The sequence below is a fragment of the Paenibacillus anseongensis genome (genome assembly GCF_009757995.1).
Taxonomy (GTDB): Bacteria; Bacillota; Bacilli; order Paenibacillales; family NBRC-103111; genus Paenibacillus_E; species Paenibacillus_E chondroitinus.
On the sequence record NZ_WSEM01000016.1, the window covers coordinates 1,216,613 to 1,236,284 of the forward strand.

Annotated in this window: 20 protein-coding genes and 1 other annotated feature; of the genes, 2 read left to right on the plus strand and 18 right to left on the minus strand. The window is 47.5% G+C overall.

Features of this window, described 5'->3' with window-relative positions:
• The first annotated feature begins 248 nt into the window (after positions 1–248).
• Complete coding sequence (locus GON05_RS21905) at positions 249–1,142, plus strand: AbiJ-NTD4 domain-containing protein (protein WP_157321778.1); 894 nt, start codon at positions 249–251, stop codon at positions 1,140–1,142.
• A gap of 128 nt (positions 1,143–1,270) precedes the next feature.
• On the opposite strand, the gene GON05_RS21910 is transcribed toward GON05_RS21905, so the two are convergent.
• The 4 genes from GON05_RS21910 to GON05_RS21925 form a co-directional block, all read right to left on the minus strand.
• Complete coding sequence (locus GON05_RS21910; protein WP_157321780.1) at positions 1,271–1,603, minus strand: hypothetical protein; 333 nt, start codon at positions 1,601–1,603, stop codon at positions 1,271–1,273.
• A 474-nt stretch (positions 1,604–2,077) separates the two neighbouring features.
• The gene (locus tag GON05_RS21915) at positions 2,078–2,989 is read right to left on the minus strand and encodes a ComEC/Rec2 family competence protein (protein ID WP_157321782.1); all 912 of its coding nucleotides are present in this window, start codon (positions 2,987–2,989) and stop codon (positions 2,078–2,080) included.
• Between the two features lie 107 nt (positions 2,990–3,096).
• Positions 3,097–3,609 (minus strand): deoxycytidylate deaminase, encoded by a 513-nt coding sequence (locus GON05_RS21920; protein WP_157321785.1) that lies wholly within the window; start codon positions 3,607–3,609, stop codon positions 3,097–3,099.
• Between the two features lie 83 nt (positions 3,610–3,692).
• The gene (locus GON05_RS21925) at positions 3,693–4,244 is read right to left on the minus strand and encodes a ComEA family DNA-binding protein (RefSeq protein WP_157321787.1); all 552 of its coding nucleotides are present in this window, start codon (positions 4,242–4,244) and stop codon (positions 3,693–3,695) included.
• A 173-nt stretch (positions 4,245–4,417) separates the two neighbouring features.
• Between GON05_RS21925 and comER the strand changes: the two genes are divergently transcribed.
• Complete coding sequence (gene comER, locus GON05_RS21930; RefSeq protein WP_157321789.1) at positions 4,418–5,257, plus strand: late competence protein ComER; 840 nt, start codon at positions 4,418–4,420, stop codon at positions 5,255–5,257.
• A gap of 13 nt (positions 5,258–5,270) precedes the next feature.
• On the opposite strand, the gene leuS is transcribed toward comER, so the two are convergent.
• The 14 genes from leuS to GON05_RS22000 all read right to left on the minus strand — a co-directional run bounded on the left by leuS (position 5,271) and on the right by GON05_RS22000 (position 19,491).
• On the minus strand, positions 5,271–7,730 hold the full coding sequence (gene leuS / locus GON05_RS21935) for a leucine--tRNA ligase (RefSeq protein ID WP_157321790.1): 2,460 nt from the start codon (positions 7,728–7,730) through the stop codon (positions 5,271–5,273).
• A gap of 63 nt (positions 7,731–7,793) precedes the next feature.
• Positions 7,794–8,031: a binding site (T-box leader), on the minus strand.
• Positions 8,032–8,099: 68 nt separating this feature from the next.
• The gene (locus GON05_RS21940; RefSeq protein WP_157321792.1) at positions 8,100–8,861 is read right to left on the minus strand and encodes a class I SAM-dependent DNA methyltransferase; all 762 of its coding nucleotides are present in this window, start codon (positions 8,859–8,861) and stop codon (positions 8,100–8,102) included.
• Position 8,862: 1 nt separating this feature from the next.
• On the minus strand, positions 8,863–9,756 hold the full coding sequence (locus tag GON05_RS21945) for a CvfB family protein (RefSeq protein WP_157321794.1): 894 nt from the start codon (positions 9,754–9,756) through the stop codon (positions 8,863–8,865).
• Positions 9,753–10,100: a ribosome silencing factor gene (gene rsfS, locus GON05_RS21950; protein WP_157321797.1), complete on the minus strand. Its 348-nt coding sequence runs from the start codon at positions 10,098–10,100 to the stop codon at positions 9,753–9,755. Before rsfS ends, GON05_RS21945 begins: the two co-directional genes overlap by 4 nt.
• Positions 10,101–10,118: 18 nt before the next feature.
• Positions 10,119–10,685: a bis(5'-nucleosyl)-tetraphosphatase (symmetrical) YqeK gene (gene yqeK / locus GON05_RS21955; protein WP_157321799.1), complete on the minus strand. Its 567-nt coding sequence runs from the start codon at positions 10,683–10,685 to the stop codon at positions 10,119–10,121.
• Positions 10,675–11,262: a nicotinate-nucleotide adenylyltransferase gene (locus GON05_RS21960; RefSeq protein WP_157321800.1), complete on the minus strand. Its 588-nt coding sequence runs from the start codon at positions 11,260–11,262 to the stop codon at positions 10,675–10,677. Before GON05_RS21960 ends, yqeK begins: the two co-directional genes overlap by 11 nt.
• 12 nt (positions 11,263–11,274) lie before the next feature.
• Positions 11,275–11,568, minus strand: coding sequence for a ribosome assembly RNA-binding protein YhbY (gene yhbY, locus GON05_RS21965; protein WP_157321801.1), 294 nt, complete (start codon positions 11,566–11,568; stop codon positions 11,275–11,277).
• 20 nt (positions 11,569–11,588) lie between these two features.
• Entirely contained in the window at positions 11,589–12,449 is an 861-nt protein-coding gene (gene aroE / locus GON05_RS21970) for a shikimate dehydrogenase (RefSeq protein ID WP_157321802.1), read from the minus strand.
• A 17-nt stretch (positions 12,450–12,466) separates the two neighbouring features.
• The gene (gene yqeH / locus GON05_RS21975) at positions 12,467–13,582 is read right to left on the minus strand and encodes a ribosome biogenesis GTPase YqeH (protein ID WP_127449925.1); all 1,116 of its coding nucleotides are present in this window, start codon (positions 13,580–13,582) and stop codon (positions 12,467–12,469) included.
• 8 nt (positions 13,583–13,590) lie between these two features.
• Complete coding sequence (locus GON05_RS21980; protein ID WP_174806720.1) at positions 13,591–14,085, minus strand: YqeG family HAD IIIA-type phosphatase; 495 nt, start codon at positions 14,083–14,085, stop codon at positions 13,591–13,593.
• A 90-nt stretch (positions 14,086–14,175) separates the two neighbouring features.
• A complete protein-coding gene (locus GON05_RS21985; RefSeq protein ID WP_157321804.1) occupies positions 14,176–14,955 on the minus strand; it encodes an alpha/beta hydrolase in 780 nt (259 codons plus the stop codon).
• Between the two features lie 61 nt (positions 14,956–15,016).
• Positions 15,017–17,248 (minus strand): transglutaminase TgpA family protein, encoded by a 2,232-nt coding sequence (locus tag GON05_RS21990; RefSeq protein WP_157321806.1) that lies wholly within the window; start codon positions 17,246–17,248, stop codon positions 15,017–15,019.
• Entirely contained in the window at positions 17,241–18,527 is a 1,287-nt protein-coding gene (locus GON05_RS21995; RefSeq protein ID WP_157321808.1) for a DUF58 domain-containing protein, read from the minus strand. The genes GON05_RS21990 and GON05_RS21995 overlap by 8 nt, the downstream gene beginning before the upstream one ends.
• 4 nt (positions 18,528–18,531) lie before the next feature.
• Entirely contained in the window at positions 18,532–19,491 is a 960-nt protein-coding gene (locus tag GON05_RS22000; protein WP_127449931.1) for an AAA family ATPase, read from the minus strand.
• Positions 19,492–19,672: the final 181 nt, after the last annotated feature.

Here is a 19,672-nt window from a genome sequence, read left to right on the forward strand (position 1 = left end):
AGACTACTTCACTACTTCTGATCCTCACGTGTCTCCTGTTAGCGTGAGGCACCTCCCTTTGCTTACTAGAAGTTAAAAGTTGGCTCCAACAGAAAATCGTGAAACTTTTCCTTCGTCATAAGGACATATTTTAAAATGGCGGTACCCTGTTGACGTATTGGGCAGGATTATTGAATTAATATGTAGAAATGAATTGAAATGTATATTATTGGAATTTGAATTGACATATACAGCGAAGGAGACGAAGCATGGCACACGAGTATTTTAGTGACAGAGAACTTGGAAAGAAGGAATTGAAATCCGAAGAAATAACAGTTTCCGTATATAACGGGATAGTTGGGGTTTATAAAAGATTCCAGAAGAACTTTTCAAATGATTTTCCCGATACTTGCCCCGATAACGAAATGGTGTGCGGTACGGACGTTCAACTTCTCAATTCCGCTATTAAAGCTCAAATTCCCAAAATGGAAACGCCCGTCAACGTGAAATGGGATGAAGATGAGGATGTTGATAAGTACGCCCTGCTTGATTTTGTTGAATTCTGCTATTCTAAAATTTCTGATATCAACGAAAGTGACTATCATAGTTACTTCAAGCATTATCACATTTTCTTTCCAGACACGGAAAACGAAAAAGAAAAATTCCGCGCCGAAGTAAATCAAATCTTTGCTCGGAACGGAATCGTATTCTATCTAGATAGTGACAGCATGGTCAAACGTCACTTACCTACCCAACTAGATGCAGTTCTTCAAAACCTAAACGTAAAATCGAAAGACGACCGTTTGAACGAATTGGTGAACTTGGCAATTGAAAATATTCGCAAACCAAAAGAAATCGACCGTCAAATCGCACTTGAAAAGATTTGGGACGCATTTGAAAGAATCAAGACGTTCTATGACCCGAACAACAAAAAGGCTTCGGCACAAACATTAGTTTTGAATATATCCGCAGGAACAGCAGATTTTGACGACCTGCTGGATATCGAATTCAAAAACCTTACCGATATCGGAAATAAGTATCAAATCCGACACTTCGAAACAAACAAAATTCAAATCGGTTCTATGAAACAAGTCGATTATTTGTTCTATCGCATGATAGCGTTGATTGACCTATGCATGGATAAGGTGAATAACGAAAAATGAGGATTCTCCATTAATTTATTTACCGTTGTTACAAGGATAACAATAGTTCAGAATTAACCGCCTAATATATTAGGCGGTATTTCTTTTAGTGAGAAATCAACAAAAGGATAACAGAACCCATAAAGTAGCTAGCACGCGATTATTTGCTGCAATTCTACAAACCAAACTTCCGCTTCCGTTTTCCATTTTAAAAATAAATCACGATCCTTTGATTTCCCTTTGCAGTGAGGCTCAATTTCCTGAATAAAATTCTGGACCTTTTTTTTATATTGAATTATTCGATCATAAACTGGGTTTCGTTTTCCATCGAAAATAAATACATAAAAATAAGCATTTATGTCATTGAATTTTTCTTCTAGCTTCTCAAACTTCATCCTCAACTTCTTGCGCTTTTTTATACGATATTTTATTAATACTTCCGCCCCACCACCGAATAACCTGTACTGCTTATTAAATTCCATATACGTACCTCCCTAAAGAATATGTCCTTATTTTGCTCGCAGAACATTCACCCTATTCGGTCACATATATGAAAGAAACTCGTTTCTTTTATTTTTGCGTTTGGGTGATTACATGTTCTATGAGAATATTAGAAGGTAATTTTCTATACTTATGCAAAGACGCAGTAATATCAACGTTTTGGTTCTTTCATTTTCACAAAATATATGGCGTTTTTTTCAGTCTTTAGTGAAAACACACTTTGGAAAATCTTTTTTCATGCCTCTGAGAATACCTTAACCCTATAATGGGTGAAATCCGGCTTTTAACAACCTCAGAGCAAATTAGTTCCTTTCTAACCAACAGGAACATTAGTTCGATTATTAGTTATTATTCAATCTTTCTGCAAATCACCCTCGAAGAACCCTTTAAAATCAAGGTTTTTCAATTGTATTTCTAACAATCTTTTTGAGGTGTTTAACAAACTATTTGGTGACCTACAAGGGCAGCAGCCAAAAGCATATGCGTAAATAGGTTTCTTTGGTCAGCTTTAAGCGATGCATGCCCCAGAAGCAGACGCCTAGAAATACAGCAACATTCAAGCCTGAGATGGCTAAAATATGGGTCAGCCCCAGCTCCGAAAATTGCTGGAAGCGTTCGGGATCCAGATCGTCCGTCAATCCGATCAGCATGCTCTTCATAAACCCCGCCTGCGGCGCGGGGAATATCAGGTCCATGCGGCGGCTGAGGTTATCCCGCAGCATGTCGTTCCAGCGCAGCAGCTGCGTGACGCTGACGCTCGCAGCCGCAGGCTGCACTTGCGCCTGATCCACCCCTTTGGCTACAACCTGCCAATGGGTGTGGTGAAGGCGCAAATATCGGCGGTAGTCGAAGCCGCCGAAGTTGCGTGCTGGGGACGGGCTGCGCAGCGTCCCCGTGAGCGTCAGGGCGTCGCCTCGGCGCCACGCCGACGCCACCTCCTGCTGCGCCTGCGCCAGCAAGCGCAGCGAGACCTGCACGCTTTCCCCGCCCAGCGGGAAAGCGCGGTCCTGGAAGCGGACGGACTCCGCTTCCACGGTAAAGCTGGCCCTGTCGCCGTCAACGGTGACAGGGGAGCTGAATCGGCCGCGCAGCGTGACTTCGCGGCCGTCCGGGTTTTCCTGCTGCGTGAGGGGCAGCAGGGCCGTGACGTTGCGCTGGTCGGTCCATTGGAAGTAGCCGTAGGCTACTCCGACCAACAAGAGCGCGCACAGCGGCTGTCCGGCGGGCAGCCGCAGCAGGCGGATGACGACGATCGCGGCAAGCATTAGCGCGCTCGTCGTCAAAGACAGCCATGGCAAATGGCTGTAGAGTGCAAGCACATAGCCAGTTATCCACAGACAACATCCTATAACAATTGGTCGTTTCATTTAAGCTTATTCCTCCCTTCCGGCAAAACAAAAAACCTCATTCCAGATGAGCCTTAATCTTAGGCTGCTGCTGAAATGAGGTTCTTCCCCAATGTTGATTGAATGATCTAATTTACGACGTCAGATACGGTGCCAGGCGGAGGCTCATACCCTTCCATAGAGCGGAAGGTGATGCCTCTGGCCGACATTAGCTGGCTGACTTTCTCGTTATCCTTCGGATAACCGCGATGGAAAACAATCTCTGTCACACCGCTATTTGCAAGCATATTTGCGCAAGTCCAGCAAGGTTGATCGGTGACATAGACCGTAGAGCCCTCCCGATCCTCGCGATCTGTAAATAGCAGCAGGTTTTGCTCGGCGTGAATGGTGCGGATACAGCGCTGCTTGCGCACTACTTCCTCAACATCCTCCACCACTTTCAGTTCAATTTCTTCAACAAGCATGCACCCGGCTTCCGTGCAATCAGGTACTCCCATCGGAGCCCCGTTATAAGCTGTTCCGAGCAGCTTTTTCCCTTGAACGAGCACAGCTCCAACATGCCGTCGATTACATCTGGAACGTGTGGAAGCCATATAGGCGATATCAAGAAAGTAAGTGTCCCAGTCTTTGCGGTTACTCATCGTAGCTCCCCTCCCATGTCCTTTATATTCCTTTTTTCATTTCTAGTATTCTCTCATACTTCATCTCAAAATGAAAGAAAGGACTATATTGAAGTTACGTAAACAAATGGCTTCAGCTTCTCGAGCATTTTATCCCCAATCCCCTTCACTTCGGTTAACTCTTCAACCCTGCTGAATCTACCTTTTTTCAAACGGTAATCCAGTATGGCTCTTGCTTTGCTGTCGCCGATCCCTGGCAAATCATTTAATTGCTTAAGCGTTGCGGTATTCAAATCCAATAAACCTTTTGAACGCGATGGGCTTGGGCTCCCTTTTAACTTAGGTAAAGGAGATTCTGAAGTGATGCTTGTTACAGGGGCGGCTGGAGAAGCTTCAGGTGTAGAGGGTTCTGAGATTTCATGGGTTTCTGAGGTTTCTGAGGTTTCTGAGGTTTCTGAGGTTCCAGGTGTTCCTAGAGATTCCTGAGCTGCTTCCTCTCCGTTCACTATGAGGGCTTCAATTTGCGCATTCACCGGTTCAAACTCCGTCTGTATCATCGATGACCGTCCTCCAGTCACAAAAGGCCATACGACAAAAACGACAAAACAAACAATTCCACCAACATACACAAATTTTCGATAGCGAAATATAGCCACGAATTCCCTCCTGACCGTTAAAATAAAAATCCAAAGTAAAAAAACAGGCTAATCTTTCATAACGGCAGAGAAGCATGCATATACATGAAAAAGCATCCGAATGGCATCCAAAACTGACCCCGTTCTATAAATATTAACGAAAGTGACTGATTTTTTTCGGGAGGGATTACTAGATGAAAGCAGGGTTCATCGGTACTGGGAGTATGGGAAGTATTCTGATTGAAGCGTTCATTCATTCTGGGGCTTTCAATCCGGAGCAAATTATTGCAGGAAATCGAACGATTCGTAAAGTTGAGCTTCTTGCGGAGACATATCCTGGGCTTCTGGTAGCCCAATCGAATAGAGAAGTCGTGCTGGAGAGCGATATTATTTTCCTCTGTGTGAAGCCTTCTGAATTTAAAAAGGTTATTGATGAAATTAAAGAGGACGTGCTTCCCTCCCAGTTCATCGTATCCATTACAAGTCCTGTGCTGATTAAGCATTTGGAAAGTCTTTTGCCGGCAAAAATAAGTAAAATCATTCCAAGTATTACGAACTATGTATTAAGCGGTGCTACACTCTGCATTCATGGTAATCGGATGCAGCCTGAGGATAAAGAATGGCTTGAGAATTTATTTGCTCATATCTCATCACCGATACGGGTATCTGAAAATTACACACGCATCTCATCAGACCTATCCAGCTGCGGCCCTGCTTTTCTTGCCAACTTCATTCAATCCTTTATTGATGCAGCTGTTGAAGTCACAGGCATCTCCCCTGAAGAAGCAACGCTTCTGGCCAGTGAGATGACACTTGGAACAGGTAAACTGCTGACGACGGGCGGCTTTAACCCTATGACCTTGCAAAAACGCGTTTCCGTGCCTGGCGGTATTACGGCCGAAGGTTTGCGTATTTTGGATGAAGAACTTTCCGGCGTATTCTCGCGCGTGATCCACGCTACCCACGACAAATATCAAGAAGACCTTGAGAAGACTGAGCAGCAATTAACCATAAAGCAACAGTCTTCTCAATAGTCTTTTTTCTTGATTAGCCTACAACGATGTTCACTAATTTCCCTTTAACGACAATCAATTTGCGAACGGCCTTTCCGGCGGTCGCTTCTTTGACTTTATCAAGATCAAAAGCGATTTTCTCCATCGCAGCTTCGTCCGTATCTTTTGAAATCAGCACGCGGTCCACAATTTTGCCGTTGACTTGTACTACGATCTCAATTTCATTGTCGACGGTCCAAGCTTCGTCATAAGTCGGCCATGGTGCATACGTGATTGACTCGGTACCACCAAGCTTCTCCCACAGTTCTTCCGCCAAATGCGGTGCAAGCGGAGACAACATCTGAACGAAGTTTTTCATTGCTTCGAGCGGCAAGCGCTCCGTTTTGTAAGCTTCATTGACGAAAATCATCATTTGGCTGATCGCCGTATTAAACCGCAGCGCTTCGAAATCCTCCGTGATTTTCTTGATGGAACGATGCCATGTTCGTTTGAACGTATCGCTTCCAAGCGTCTCATCCGCGCTGATTTTGGATTGAACTTGACCGTTCTCATCCACAAACAGCCTCCACACACGGTTCAAATAACGGTAAATGCCGTCTACACCCGTTGTGTTCCATGGTTTTGTCGCTTCAAGCGGTCCCATGAACATCTCGTAAATACGCAGTGTATCCGCGCCTTGATCGCTCACGATATCATCCGGATTTACAACGTTGCCGCGTGATTTACTCATTTTCTCCATGTTTTCGCCAAGAATCATCCCTTGGTTGACCAACTTATGGAACGGCTCCTTCGTATGAACAAATCCAAGATCATAAAGCACTTTATGCCAGAAACGGGCATACAGCAAGTGAAGTACCGCATGCTCAGCTCCGCCAATATATAAATCAACTGGAAGCCATTGCTGTTGAAGCTCATGCGAGCAGAATTCTTTATCGTTACGCGGATCGATGAAACGCAGGTAGTACCAGCAGCTGCCAGCCCATTGCGGCATCGTATTCGTTTCGCGGCGTGCTTTCATCCCCGTTTCCGGATCGATCGTATTCACCCATTCCGATACGTTCGCCAGCGGTGATTCCCCTGTTCCCGAAGGTTTAATTTCGTCAACTTGAGGAAGCAGAAGCGGAAGTTGATCAACCGGTACAGGCTTCATCGTGCCATCTTCCAAATGAAGAATCGGAATCGGCTCTCCCCAGTATCTTTGACGGCTGAACAGCCAGTCTCTCAAGCGGTAAGTGACCTTGCCTTGACCTTTGCCGTTCTCTTCAAGCCAAGCGATCATGTGGCTGATGCCTTGCTCAATGTTCATGCCATCAATAGGTCCGGAATTCACATGAGCGCCGTCTCCAGCGTAAGCTTCTTTCTCCACATTGCCGCCTTGCACGACTTCGATAATCGGCAGATCGAACTGTTTCGCAAACTCCCAGTCACGTTGGTCGTGTCCAGGCACTGCCATGATGGCGCCAGTACCGTAACCGCCAAGCACATAGTCCGCGATCCAGATCGGCACTTTCCCGCCGTTTACAGGATTAATCGCATAAGCACCTGTGAATACGCCTGTTTTGTCCTTAGCCAGGTCAGTACGCTCCAGATCGCTTTTGCGGGAAGCTTTTTCTTGATATTCTTTCACAGCAGCCGATTGTCCGTCTGTCGTAATTTGCTGCACAAGCTCGTGTTCAGGTGCAAGTACACAATAAGTCGCTCCGAACAAAGTATCTGGACGCGTTGTAAAGACAGTCAGGCTCTTCTCTTCATGCCCTTCGATTGCAAATTGAACTTCAGCCCCAGTCGATTTACCGATCCAGTTGCGCTGCATATCTTTAATGCTCTCCGACCAGTCAAGCTCCTCCAGATCCTCCAGCAAACGTTCAGCGTATTCCGTAATTCTCAGAATCCACTGACGCATCGGTTTACGGATGACCGGGTGGCCTCCACGTTCACTCAGTCCGTCGATGACTTCTTCATTCGCAAGAACCGTCCCCAATGCCGGACACCAGTTAACAGGCACTTCGTCTACATAAGCAAGGCCTTTGTTGTACAGTTGGATGAAAATCCATTGCGTCCATTTGTAATACTCCGGATCCGTCGTGGAAATCTCGCGATCCCAATCGTAGGAAAATCCGAGCGATTTAATTTGACGGCGGAACGTATCGATATTTTTCTGCGTAAAATCACGTGGATCATTCCCTGTATCCAAAGCGTATTGCTCAGCCGGAAGTCCGAACGCGTCCCAGCCCATTGGATGAAGAACGTTGAAACCTCTCATCCGTTTGAAACGGGAGACGATGTCCGTTGCCGTATAACCTTCCGGATGTCCTACATGCAGACCTGCTCCTGAAGGATATGGAAACATATCCAGCGCATAAAATTTCGGCTTATCCGAATTTTCCAGCACTTTAAATGTTTTCTTAGAATCCCAGTAAGCTTGCCATTTGGGCTCAATCGCTTGCGGATTGTAACCCTGTAATTCCTTGGTTTCTTTCGTTTCCTGTGTCATGTGAAATTTCCTCCCTGTGTACGGCTATAAGCGCCAAAAAACCCCTCATCGCTAGCGGATATCGCTAGGGACGAGAGGTTAGATTCCCGTGGTACCACCCTAGTTAACACCAGGCATGCTTTGCCTGTGTTCACTCTGCCCCTTAACGCGGGTGAAACGATCCGGCTAACGCCAACATGCGTGGCGATTCACCTTCTAGCTCCAAGGCGAGTTCACTAGACGGACATCTACCGGCTTCCACCCTTTAACCGGCTCTCTGCGAGATGCTGTGCAAGTTACTAATCCTCTTCCAAGCTTTGTGATCATCTGATTAGCTTTGATTATATGTAAAATAATGCCGCACTGTCAAGCGCCGGGGCTCCTTATGCTTTATTTCTTTGCAATAAAGAAAGCCCGCTCTGTCAGCTTCGTAGGTTGTTCCCATGTAAAGTCGGCAGCCTTGTACACTTCACGAAAGCCTGCTTCCCTCAGCATCTGCTCCAGCCAATCCAGTGCATAAGCGCGCTGTTCATGCGTTTCATCGATGCGCTGGAACAGTTCCTTGCCGCCTTCCTCTTTGACAAAGATGGTCAATTCGTGCTGAATTTGAACTCTGTCCTCATCCAACTCGCTTGTCCAAATGTAAGCTACATCCTCTTCGTTCAAGAAGAAGGGCTGAGATTCTGCATAAGCAAACAGCTGCTGGGGCGTATGCACATCGAACAGGAATAAACCGCCTGGCTTAAGCCCTTCATACGTTTTGCGAAAGGCATCTACAATGTCCTCTTCCTCTAGCAAATAGTTCAAACTATCACAGAAAGATAGAGCGACATCAACCGATTCCCCCAGCTCCCACTCCCGCAAATCCTGCTGAAACAAACGAACCGAACCGCTGCGCGCAAGCTGTGGGTGTTCTCCTGCTTTTTGTTCCGCTACAGCCAGCATATCTTCCGACAAGTCAATGCCTGTCATTTGATATCCTTCCAATGCCAGCGGAATTGTCAAATTGCCGGTACCACAGCCGAGATCAACGATCGAAACCGGCTTCACGCCAAACCGGTCAAAGCTTTCTTTGACGAAACGAAGCCAATCTTCATAAGGCATGCTGTTCATCAGACGGTCATACGTGTAGGCAAATTTCTCATAGCTCATGTTAACTAGGATTCTCCTCTTTTTTCAGATAGGTCCAGTCGTCCTCCTGATAGATGAGCCCGTCTTTCATCAGCTTGCCTAACGCACGCTTAAAAGCCGCTTTGCTCAGGCCAAACCGATCCTTAATGATGTCCGCAGACGTTTTATCTGAAAATGGCATCGCATTTCCAGGACGCGTCTCCAGCACACTAAGAATTTTCTCCGCGTCTTCATCGCGGCCTTTTTCCTTCGGCTGTCTCATCGACAGGTTCACGCGTCCATCTTCTTCGCGAACGAAGGCGACTCGTACGTCCACCAGCTCACCCACGCGAAGCAATCGTGTTCTCTCCGTAGGAGCGATGAGTCCGATCACACCGTAACCGAGAACACCGGCCTCGCAAATAACGAAAGTGCCCATCTGCAGCGGCCTGTACACACGCGCTTTCACCCAGCGGTTGCTCCAGCTTGAAGGAGCACGCACACAAAGTGGAGCCAGATCGTCTTCCAGCGCCAGCTTCGCAATTAAGCGGCCTTGACGGTCATGCGCTAATGTTGCGAACACCTTGTCCCCTACTTGAGGTCGCAATTCCTCCAATTCCGGCACATGACGATAAGGAAGGAGCAAGTTGCGCCCTAATCCCATCTCCAGAAAGTAGCCAAATCTCGGATGAATATCGACAACCTCGAGCAGCCCGACTTCGCCCATTCGGATTAGCGGACGTTTCATAGTAGCCATGAGCCTGTCCTGCGTATCATGGAATAAAAAAGCTTCCACGTGTTCACCGGCCTTGATTTTGCCTACAATCTCCGCATACGGTAAAAGTACATCCTGGTAGCCGTCACTCAGGAAATAACCGTTTGGCGGAACTTCCCTCGCTACCTCAAGGGTAACGAGGGATCCTGCTTCCAGTCTCATACGCGCTCCACAACTTTGGCATCGGACCAAAGTCTTTCGATGTTATAGTACTCGCGATCATCGCGGTGGAAAACGTGCAGAACAACATCTCCTAAATCAAGCAGAACCCATCTAGCTGTATCAATACCTTCGTAGCCTCTGATCGTGACGCCATGCTCATGTGCTTTCTTTCTGGCTTCGCTCGCGATCGCTTGCACTTGTGTTTCTGAATTTCCGTGGCAAATGACGAAATAATCCGCAATCAAGGAAATCCCTTGCAAATTAAGCGTGACAACGTCCGCCGCTTTTTTATCCTCTGCAGCCTCTACGACAAATGCTAAAATCTCTTCTGGGCTTTTACTCATTCAATCAACCTCCATTAGTTAGTTGTTTATTTGTTGAATCAAATCATTCCGTGTCAAAATGGTAAGCGGATAAATTCGTTTTCCTTTTTCAATCAAAAACCGAATCGTAGAATCAAACCCGACAACAAGCGCCTTCTCCAAACTGGTTTTGGCTTCCTCACGGATGAGCTCTACACCGGGGAATTCCCGGCCTGGCTCCATATAATCCGCTAAACATACGATTTTGTCTAACAGCGTCATCCCTTCACGCCCTGAGGTATGGTACCGGATCGCATCCAATATCTCTTCGTCCTGAATCCCAAATTGCGACTGGGCAATGAACGCCCCGGCATGAGAATGCCAAAGTTCTTTGTCAAAATCCAATAAATCTTGCGGCAATGCATTCTCGCGAATAATCTTAGCTTGCTCCTGCACAGGCCAATACTTGCAATAGTCATGTAAAATAGCTGCAAGATCAGCTTTGACAGGATCTCCACCGAATCGCTTCGCAAGCATGACGCTCGTTTCCATGACACCAAGTGTATGAAGCCAGCGTTTCTCAGGCATTTGTTCTTTTACGGCTGCGATTAGCTTCTCACGCTTCATACAATCGGTTCACCTCCATGTAACCGTTCACGACTTCCGGAACAAGGTATCGGACCGATCGTTCCTGTCTTCGTTCCTCGCGAATGGCCGTGGATGAAATTTCAACAAGCGGCATGGGGACAATGGTTACTCGCTCACGGATGTTAGCCGACATATGCGCCATATCCAGTTCGTAGCCAGGTCTGGCTAAACCGATAAAACGAATATGCCGCACGATGTCATCGATGCGATGCCACTGCGGCAAATACTGAACCATATCTGCACCTATGATATAAGCAAATTCTGTAGTGGGATATTGTTTGCGCAGCAGTTGAATCGTATCGATACTATAAGATACGCCGCCTTTGCTGATTTCGATATCAATCGGACGAAAAAAAGGATTCCCTTCCGCAGCAAGGCAAACCATCTCCCAGCGCTGCTGCGTTGTGGCCTTCGGCGCGTTGGACTTATGCGGCGGCACATTGGCCGGCATCAGCCATACTTCGTCTAATCCTGCTTCAACCCTCGCCCGCTCCGCAGCGATCAAATGACCGGTATGGATCGGGTCAAAGGTTCCACCCATAATTCCGACAAGCATGCTTACACCTCTTTAGCTCGGCAGTTCAATCTTTTTCTTGTCATGCGATTCTTTGTACAGCACGACGATTTTACCGATCACTTGTACGAGCTCGGCACCGGATTTCTCGGACAATTCTGCGCCTACTTCATTCCGATCTTCTCCGCTGTTATTCAGCACTGTAATTTTAATCAATTCACGTACTTCCAGCGCTTCTTGGATATGACGGATTAAGTGTTCATTCACGCCGCCTTTACCTACTTGAAAAATCGGATCTACATGGTGCGCTAGCGAGCGCAAATAACGTTTCTGTTTGCCTGTTAACATGGATGTCCCTCTATTCATTCTTATTCAGCTAACGACTGTTCTACCACCTGTCTCATCGCCGCAACGGGCGCAGGCTTACCAGTCCAGTATTCAAAAGCAAAAGCACCTTGATATATAAACATGCCCAGTCCGCCATGAATGCGGGCTCCCTTGGCTTCCGCCTCTCGAAGGAACCTTGTAATGCGCGGGTTATAGATCAAATCGCTCACGAGATGATGTTCTTTCAGAAGTTCAACCGGCATCGGCAACTCTTCCGTGTTAGGGTGCATCCCCGCTGAGGTCGTATTCAGTACGAACTGGACCTCATCCACGACATTTGCAATCTCGTCAAGTCCAAGACCAACGGTCTTCGTAAAAGCGCTGATCGTCTCTGCCAGCTCCAAAGCACGCTCTTTGGTTCGGTTTGCAATATAGATGCAGCCTGCACCCTCTTTGGCGAGCGCATAGGCAACCCCTCTCGCAGCTCCGCCGGCTCCAAGGACAAGAACACTTTTCCCCTTCAAATCGATGCCCGTTTCTTCTTTGAGAGAACGAACATACCCAATACCGTCCGTATTGTAACCGATAAGCTTGCCGTTTTCATTCACGATTGTATTCACCGCGCCAACGATCCGAGCTCCCTCGTCAATTTCGTCCAGGTACTGCATAACTTCAACTTTATGAGGAATAGTGACATTAATGCCTCGATACCCCAGCGCCCGAATCCCCCGAACCGCATCTCCTAGCGCGTCAGGACGTACATGAAAAGCAGCATAAACCGCGTTAATATCCGCTTCTTGAAAAGCGCGATTCAACATGATTGGCGATCGGGAATGCCGAATCGGATCTCCGAATACCCCATATAGAATCGTATGACTGTCAATCGCCCGGCTCTTCTCCATGGTTTCCTCTGGTCCCCCTATATCAATGACTCTCGTGTGATAACCTTGATCCCCTTCGGTGCATGAACGGCAAGCTGTGAACCAGCCAGGCTGTTCACTTTAATCCAGCCTAAACCGGAGATGAGCACATCCATTTGTTTCCCCTTTGGAATGTTCAGCCCATGCTTCACAAGTGGAGGCAGCTCGTCCAAGTCCGCTTCATTCGGAGGCGCCAGCATGACGCCTTTGTGATCGGCGTACAGATCATCGGCCCGCTCCAACTTCGTGCGATGGATTTGAATCGCGTTGGACGTGTAGCAGGTGAACGACTGGTGTTCGCCTTTTATAAAATCAAAGCGAGCTAACGCGCCAAAAAACAACGTTTGTTGTTCATTTAACTGAAAAACAACCGGTTTGAGCGGCTTATCCGGCATGATACGTGCCAAGTCACGTTTCTTCACAACCTCGGTTAGACGGTGCAAGTGCACAATCCCCGGTGTATCTACGATAAACCGGCCATCGTCGAGCGGGATTTTGACCAAATCCAGCGTCGTGCCCGGGTATTGGGATGTCGTGAGCTCCGCTTCCAAATCGCTGTAATCGCTGATTAAACGGTTAATAAGCGTCGATTTGCCGACATTGGTGGCACCAACAACGTACACATCCCTGTCGCCGCGATGCTCCTGCACAGCCGTAATCACGCGATCAAAGCCGATGTTTTTCTTCGCACTACACAACACGATGTCAACAACCTTAAGGTTGGCCTCTTTGGCTCTGCGCTGCACCCAGTTGATGATCTTGTTGGCATTAGTCACTTTCGGCAGCAAGTCAATCTTGTTGACGACAAGCAGTACCGGATTCGTGCCTACAAACCTTCCCAGACTGCTGAGCATACTGCCTTCAAAATCAAAAATGTCAACAATCTTCACAACTAACGCCTTGGTTTGGCCGACATGTCCAAGCAATTTCAGGAAGTCGTCCTGCTGCAGTGTGATGCTGGAAGATTCGTTATAATGCTTGATTCGGTAGCAGCGCTGACAAATAACCGGCTCCTTTTGCAACGCTTCTGCCGGAATAAATCCGAGCTTGCTTTTGTCTTCTGTTTGCAGCAATACGCCGCATCCCGCACAATGATTAATCGTTTCTATACTCATGAAACCTCCTAATTCTTCATCCTGGCATTCGCCCATTTCTCAATCCGTCGGTTAATTCGTGTGAAAAAACCTTCGTCATTGATAGAAATCGGATTGACCAGAATCGTGTAAAGCCCCATTCGATTGCCGCCAAGCACATCCGTCAGCATTTGATCGCCTATGACTGCTGTTTGTCTCGCATTCGTACCAAGCAGCTTCATAGCTTTGTGAAATGAAACGTTCCATGGTTTCTTGGCTCTGTGAATGAATGGAATGCCTAACGGCTCCGCAAAGGCGGATACGCGTCCATGATTGTTGTTGGACACAATGACGACCTTGAAGCCCATCTTCTGCAACCGGTTCAACCACTCTATTAACTCTGGAGTCGCATGCGGATCGCGCGCGCCTACGAGTGTGTTATCGAGATCGGTAATGATACCGCGAACACCAAATCCCCATAGATGATTGGCATCAATATCATAGATTGTGTGCACGGACTGTCTGGGTACGAGCTTTTTCAGCAAACCATTTCCCTCCACTGCTTCCTCGACATATACGAGAAACTATACCATAGTGACCCGTTTGTTGCAAAAAGAAAAGAACATATTTTCCCACTAGCCGCGGGCTGGAAGCGGCAGCCAGTTCAGGACATTTTGGATTTTACGGTCCCAATAACCCCACTCATGTTCTCCAGGCTCTTCCTCATAGGTTAAGTTCAGACCCAATTCCCTGCAATAATTACGGAAACGGATGTTGTCTTCATATAGGAAATCTTCCGTGCCGCAGCACTGATATAAATCAGGCTTCGGTCCTTTGCTGGCCTTCACTTGCTCTGCCAAATAGAATAAATCATTTTCGCTGCCTTTGATCCTTGTCACATCGCCATAAATCAGCTTGAATTCATCCGGAAAGTTTAATGCTCGCTGCGAAATATCTACGGCGCCCGACAAGCTGGCAGCAGCTGCAAACCGGTCCGGATGTCTGAGGGCCAGCTTCATCGCGCCATATCCGCCCATCGACAAGCCCGCAGCATAATTCAACTCTCGCTCCTCTGCGAGCGGAAAAAAAGATCTGGCAATCGCCGGCAGTTCCTCGCTAATAAACGTCCAGTACTTTGGACCTGCCGCCATATCTGTATAAAAGCTGCGATTCACAGCCGGCATAACAACGGCAATCCCCAACTTGGCCGCATACCGCTCGATAGATGTTCTCCGCATCCAGATGGTGTGATCGTCAGATAAACCATGCAATAAGTACAGCGTAGGATGCTTGGTCGTGCCGTAGCTCGCTGAGGCGATCCCGATCTGGCTTTGAGCCGGCTGAGGTAAAATCACGTACATGGAAGCTGAGACACCGAGGGAATCGGAGTAAAAATGACAATCGATAAAAGCCATGTGAATATGCTCCTCTCATAGGGAAAACCACCCCCCAACAAGGGAAAGTGGCTTTCATCACCTATTTCATTTGTTCTTTTAATTTCATAATCGATTGACTCACGGTTTGATAATCGGTTTCGGTCGAAACATTTTGACTGTATTTTGCTCGTTCAAACAGCTCTAACACTGTTTCCAGATCTTTTTTCATCCATTTGCTCTGGCTTGACCACCTAGCCGTCGCTTCTCTCATCGTTTCATGCTCTAATCTGGTATAGCCCTTACGTCGGCTCATCCGCAGAAGCTTCTCGAATTCCACGATAATTTTCTGATTAAAATTAACGGCTTTCAATTGCTTTCTGTGCATACGCCATGTCCGCCAATAATTGCTTTTGAGCAAAAATACAGCGCCAGCAGCAATTACTAGAGCAGCACCAACACCGCTTAATGTCAACCATAGCCAAGTAAAGCTAGGCGCTTGACTCGTTTCTTCAGGCAGTGTCACCGGATCGCTCTCTGTCGTCGGATCAACAGGCGGAGGTGTCTCCGCTGGGAACACATTCGGAAGCGCAAACCCGGAAGTAGGCTCGAAAGGGATCCAGCCGAATCCTTCAAAATACACTTCAACCCAGGAATGAGCATCCGAGTTCCGGACTGTATACGTGCCGGCAGCGTCAGCATCGATGTCTTCACCGAATTGACTCAAAATACCAAATTCTCGCATCTGATCCGATTGCGGAGAAGTTCCTGATGAGTACCCTTTCACCCAGCGGGTCGGAAGTCCGATGGAACGGGTAAGCACAGCCATTGATGTGGAATAATAATCGCAGTATCCCTGTTTAATTTCGAACAAGAATCGATCTACAAAATCTTTGCTTTTCCCTTTGCTTTCATCCGGTGTGTTCGTATAAGGGTAATGCTCCGATAAATAAGCCTCAATCAGCTTGGCCTTATCATAAGGATTGGTGGCTGATTTGGTGATGTCGATCGCAAGTTGTTTGACACGTTCGGGAAGATCCGCCGGTATTTGCAAATACTCCGCCCATTCCGGCTTATTCTCATAGTCACTCTTCACCTCGCGCAGCTGCGCTACATCCAAAATAGGCTCCTGAGTAATAATGGCATATTCTTTGGGATAATTCGTTCTGCCCGTGTACCGCAGCTCAGATTGTCGAGGCGACCATAGAATACGCTGGAACGGATTCTCACCTTGATTCACTTCCACCAGACGCTGAACGGCATATCCGCCGAAGAGTACCGGAAACACATCTTCTCTCTGCATAACAACGGTTTGTGTGACTTCCTGTGTTTTCAACAGTGAGAGATCAAATCTCGGATCAAGAGGCAGTGTATTCAAATTGACCCGATTCATCGGAAGCTTTTTCTCATTCGGACTAAGCTCCCATCCTTTTCCATTATACTGAGCTCTCGTTTCACCACGGAAGTAGGTGCGTTTGCTCGTTTCAACTGTCATGACGGGTGTATAGTCAAATTGAAACCCGCCACCCAGATGACTGTCATCTCTGCTGTAGCCCGATGAAGTATCGGTGGTAGACGCCGTTACGCTTACCCCTTTCCCTAATAGAGGTACGGATTCTCCCCGACTCACCTTATAAGCGGTGTATGGATCGGTTAAGACCGGTTCTACGGTAGGTGCCAGAAACCCAACAAGCGTAATAACAGCTACGATCAGCCCCACTGGAAGCAGAAGCGAAGAGGGATAATCGGTAATCGTCTCCCAAATAACAGGTGCCCGTTTCTTCAGCTTGGCGAAGTGGCGAACCATCAGCAGCGAAAATCCGCAGAAGATGACCATAGCTACTTGCGGCCACAGGAAAATCGTGCTGAAGGAATCTCGTATGGCAAAAAACAATATACTGACAGCAATGAGAACGAAAATACGCAGCCTTGATTTTACTGACCACATCGCAAATAAATAGGTGAGCCAAGCAGCTAAGCTAAACCAAATATACGGCTCTAACTGACCTGCATTTAAAGCGACCCAACGGAGTGCAGTCTTCCATGTCGTCACCTTTACAGCAACGAAGTGGTAACCCATCCCGATGACGTGAAGCGCAATGACCAATCCAAATTGAATGAGAACTCGCCATATGCGGCGAAGATGCGGAATCAGATACGTAACCGCTGCTAGACTTAGTGTTCCTGTGACAAAAACGACTGTTTCAGGGAGCCACAAGCCGTCTTCCTTCATAATCCAAATCACAAATTGATACAGATAAATACCAGTAAGAATCGCACTAAGGCGCTGTTCCCAATCCGTAAAAACAATTCGCTTCCAGAGTGAGCTAAGCATAACGTTTCGCCCCTCCCAACAGGTTAGGCAAGTCCGTTAATTGACTGACCTCATACCCCATATACCCTTGTGAGCGAATCGCCTTAACCCAATCGTCTTTTGCGCTTTCCTGAACCGCACCCTGCAGTTTGAACGCATGCGAAGGTTCAGCATGAATCCACATGTGACAAGGATTCATTTGCAAATGCTCGAGTTGCGTCAGCACTTGCATCATGACCGAACCCTTTTGCGGGGAAATAAGCACAAAGAAGCAGCCGGCAGGCAGTTCCCGCGAATGTTCTTTCAAAATTTGCTGCAAAGAGCGAAAGCCGTCCGCTTCGACCCCGACCAAATGTTTTAAAATATGCTTGTGGTGATTCTGGCTTTGTTTCGGTTCAAAATAGGTGGATTCTTTCCCGATGGACAACAAACCAAGCGCTAAGTCGCGGCCGGACCCATAGCGGAACAAGGATGCCGCCACAGAGACAGCTAGTTCAAATTCAGCCGCGTCACCATAGGCGCGAGCCGAGCGATCCAATAAAATGATCGTTTTGGGCAGCGACTCCCGTTCGAACTCCTTGGACTTCCAAGTCCCCGTCTTCGCTGTGGCATTCCAGTGAATGCGGGACAAGCGATCCCCATAAATATATTCACGAACACCGTTAATTTGCGTCGTTTCCCGGTGTGCTCTTGTCGTCGTGGAATGATGCTGCATGCCTTTGAGCATTTGATGGAACTGCGCCCATTCCCGGATGGCCACGGTTTGCGGATACACCGTAACGGATTGCTGCAGTTCCAGGCGTCCTTTGTGCTGGAAGAAACCAAAGATATCCTCGGTCAAACATTCCGTATCGCCAAACCGGTAATACCCCCTGCGCAGTGGAGGCGTGCTGTACAGCAATTCACCCCTGCGCTTCCAGTCCGGAATCAGCGAACCTTCAAAGATGGTTTCTTCTCCACTCTGGCGAATGAATTGATCTTTGATAATCATATAAGGAATCGGCCAAAAACCAGGAATTTGCACGCCAATGCCGATTTGCAGTGATTGACCCGCTTCAAGCTGTGCATCCTGCCCTTGAATGGAGAGCTTGCGCGTCCCTTGAGCGCGTCTGATACCGCTCCAGTTGCCTGCGAGCAAGTAGATGGCCAAAAGAGTGATGATAATAAACAGCATGGAGGCCAGCTTTCCTCCTTGAAATAGCATGAAGAATAAGCTAGCCGTAAAGCAGGAGATCAGTAGCCATAAAGGAGCCGGAAACCGGGGACGTTCCCCGAATCGTTTGAATACCGGTCGAGTCATAGGCTCACTTCTCCAATCGAACCGGCACGCGAACCTGCTCGAAAATCGAACCGAGCACGGAGTTAACGGTAGCTCCATCCATGCGTGCTTCGGAATGAAGGATCATTCGGTGACCGAGCACAAAAGGCGCAAGGTATTTGATGTCATCTGGAATGACATAGTCTCTGCCTTTTAAGAACGCATATGCCTTGGACGCTAACACAAGCGAAAGCGTGGCACGTGGACTTGCGCCCAGAAATACAGCGTGATGGTCGCGCGTTTTCCTGGTGATATTAACTAAGTAATCCGATACCGCGTCATCCATATGTACCCTGCGCGCTTGCTCTTGTGCTGCCAGTACTTCCGACGTATCCATCACCGCATGCAAGGCTTCCATCGGATGCGCTTTGATTTGCGAAGCAATCATCTGTTTCTCGGCAGCTTCGCTCGGGTAACCCAAGCTAAGCTTAATCATAAAGCGGTCAAGCTGCGCTTCCGGCAGAATATACGTGCCTTCGAAATCAATGGGATTCTGAGTGGCCAGCATGAGAAAAGGAGAAGGCAGCTCATGGATATCGCCGTCTACCGTAATATGCTGCTCTTCCATGGCTTCCAGCAGCGCCGACTGTGTTTTGGTCGTTGCGCGATTGATTTCGTCGACAAGTAAAATATTCGCCATGATCGGTCCTGAGCGAAACAGAAATTTTTCTTCTTTGGGATGATATATAGAAACACCGGTAATGTCCGAAGGCAATAAATCGGGATTGCACTGAATGCGACGGAATTGGCCGTCGATGGAACGGGCGAGGGCTTTGATCAGCACGGTCTTGCCAGTACCAGGCACATCTTCGAGCAACACATGTCCGCCGGCCAGCATCGCAGTTAGCAGTAATTCAATCTCAGCGCTCTTGCCGAGTATGCAGGATTCTAAATTCGTTTTCAGTCTTGTTAAAACTTCTACATGATGATGGGTGGCAGTTTCCATGACTTAATCCTCCTTAGAGTTTTCGTAAGAAAACTTACTTCGTAAGCGTATGCTGCACGGCATTAAAACCTCATCTTGTCACGACCGCCAGGCGCAAAAAAACGCCAAAATGACCGTAATTCTTAAAATAGAAGAGAAAAAGTGCGTAAATCCAGTTTACAGCAAAGTTTTTCGTCCGTAT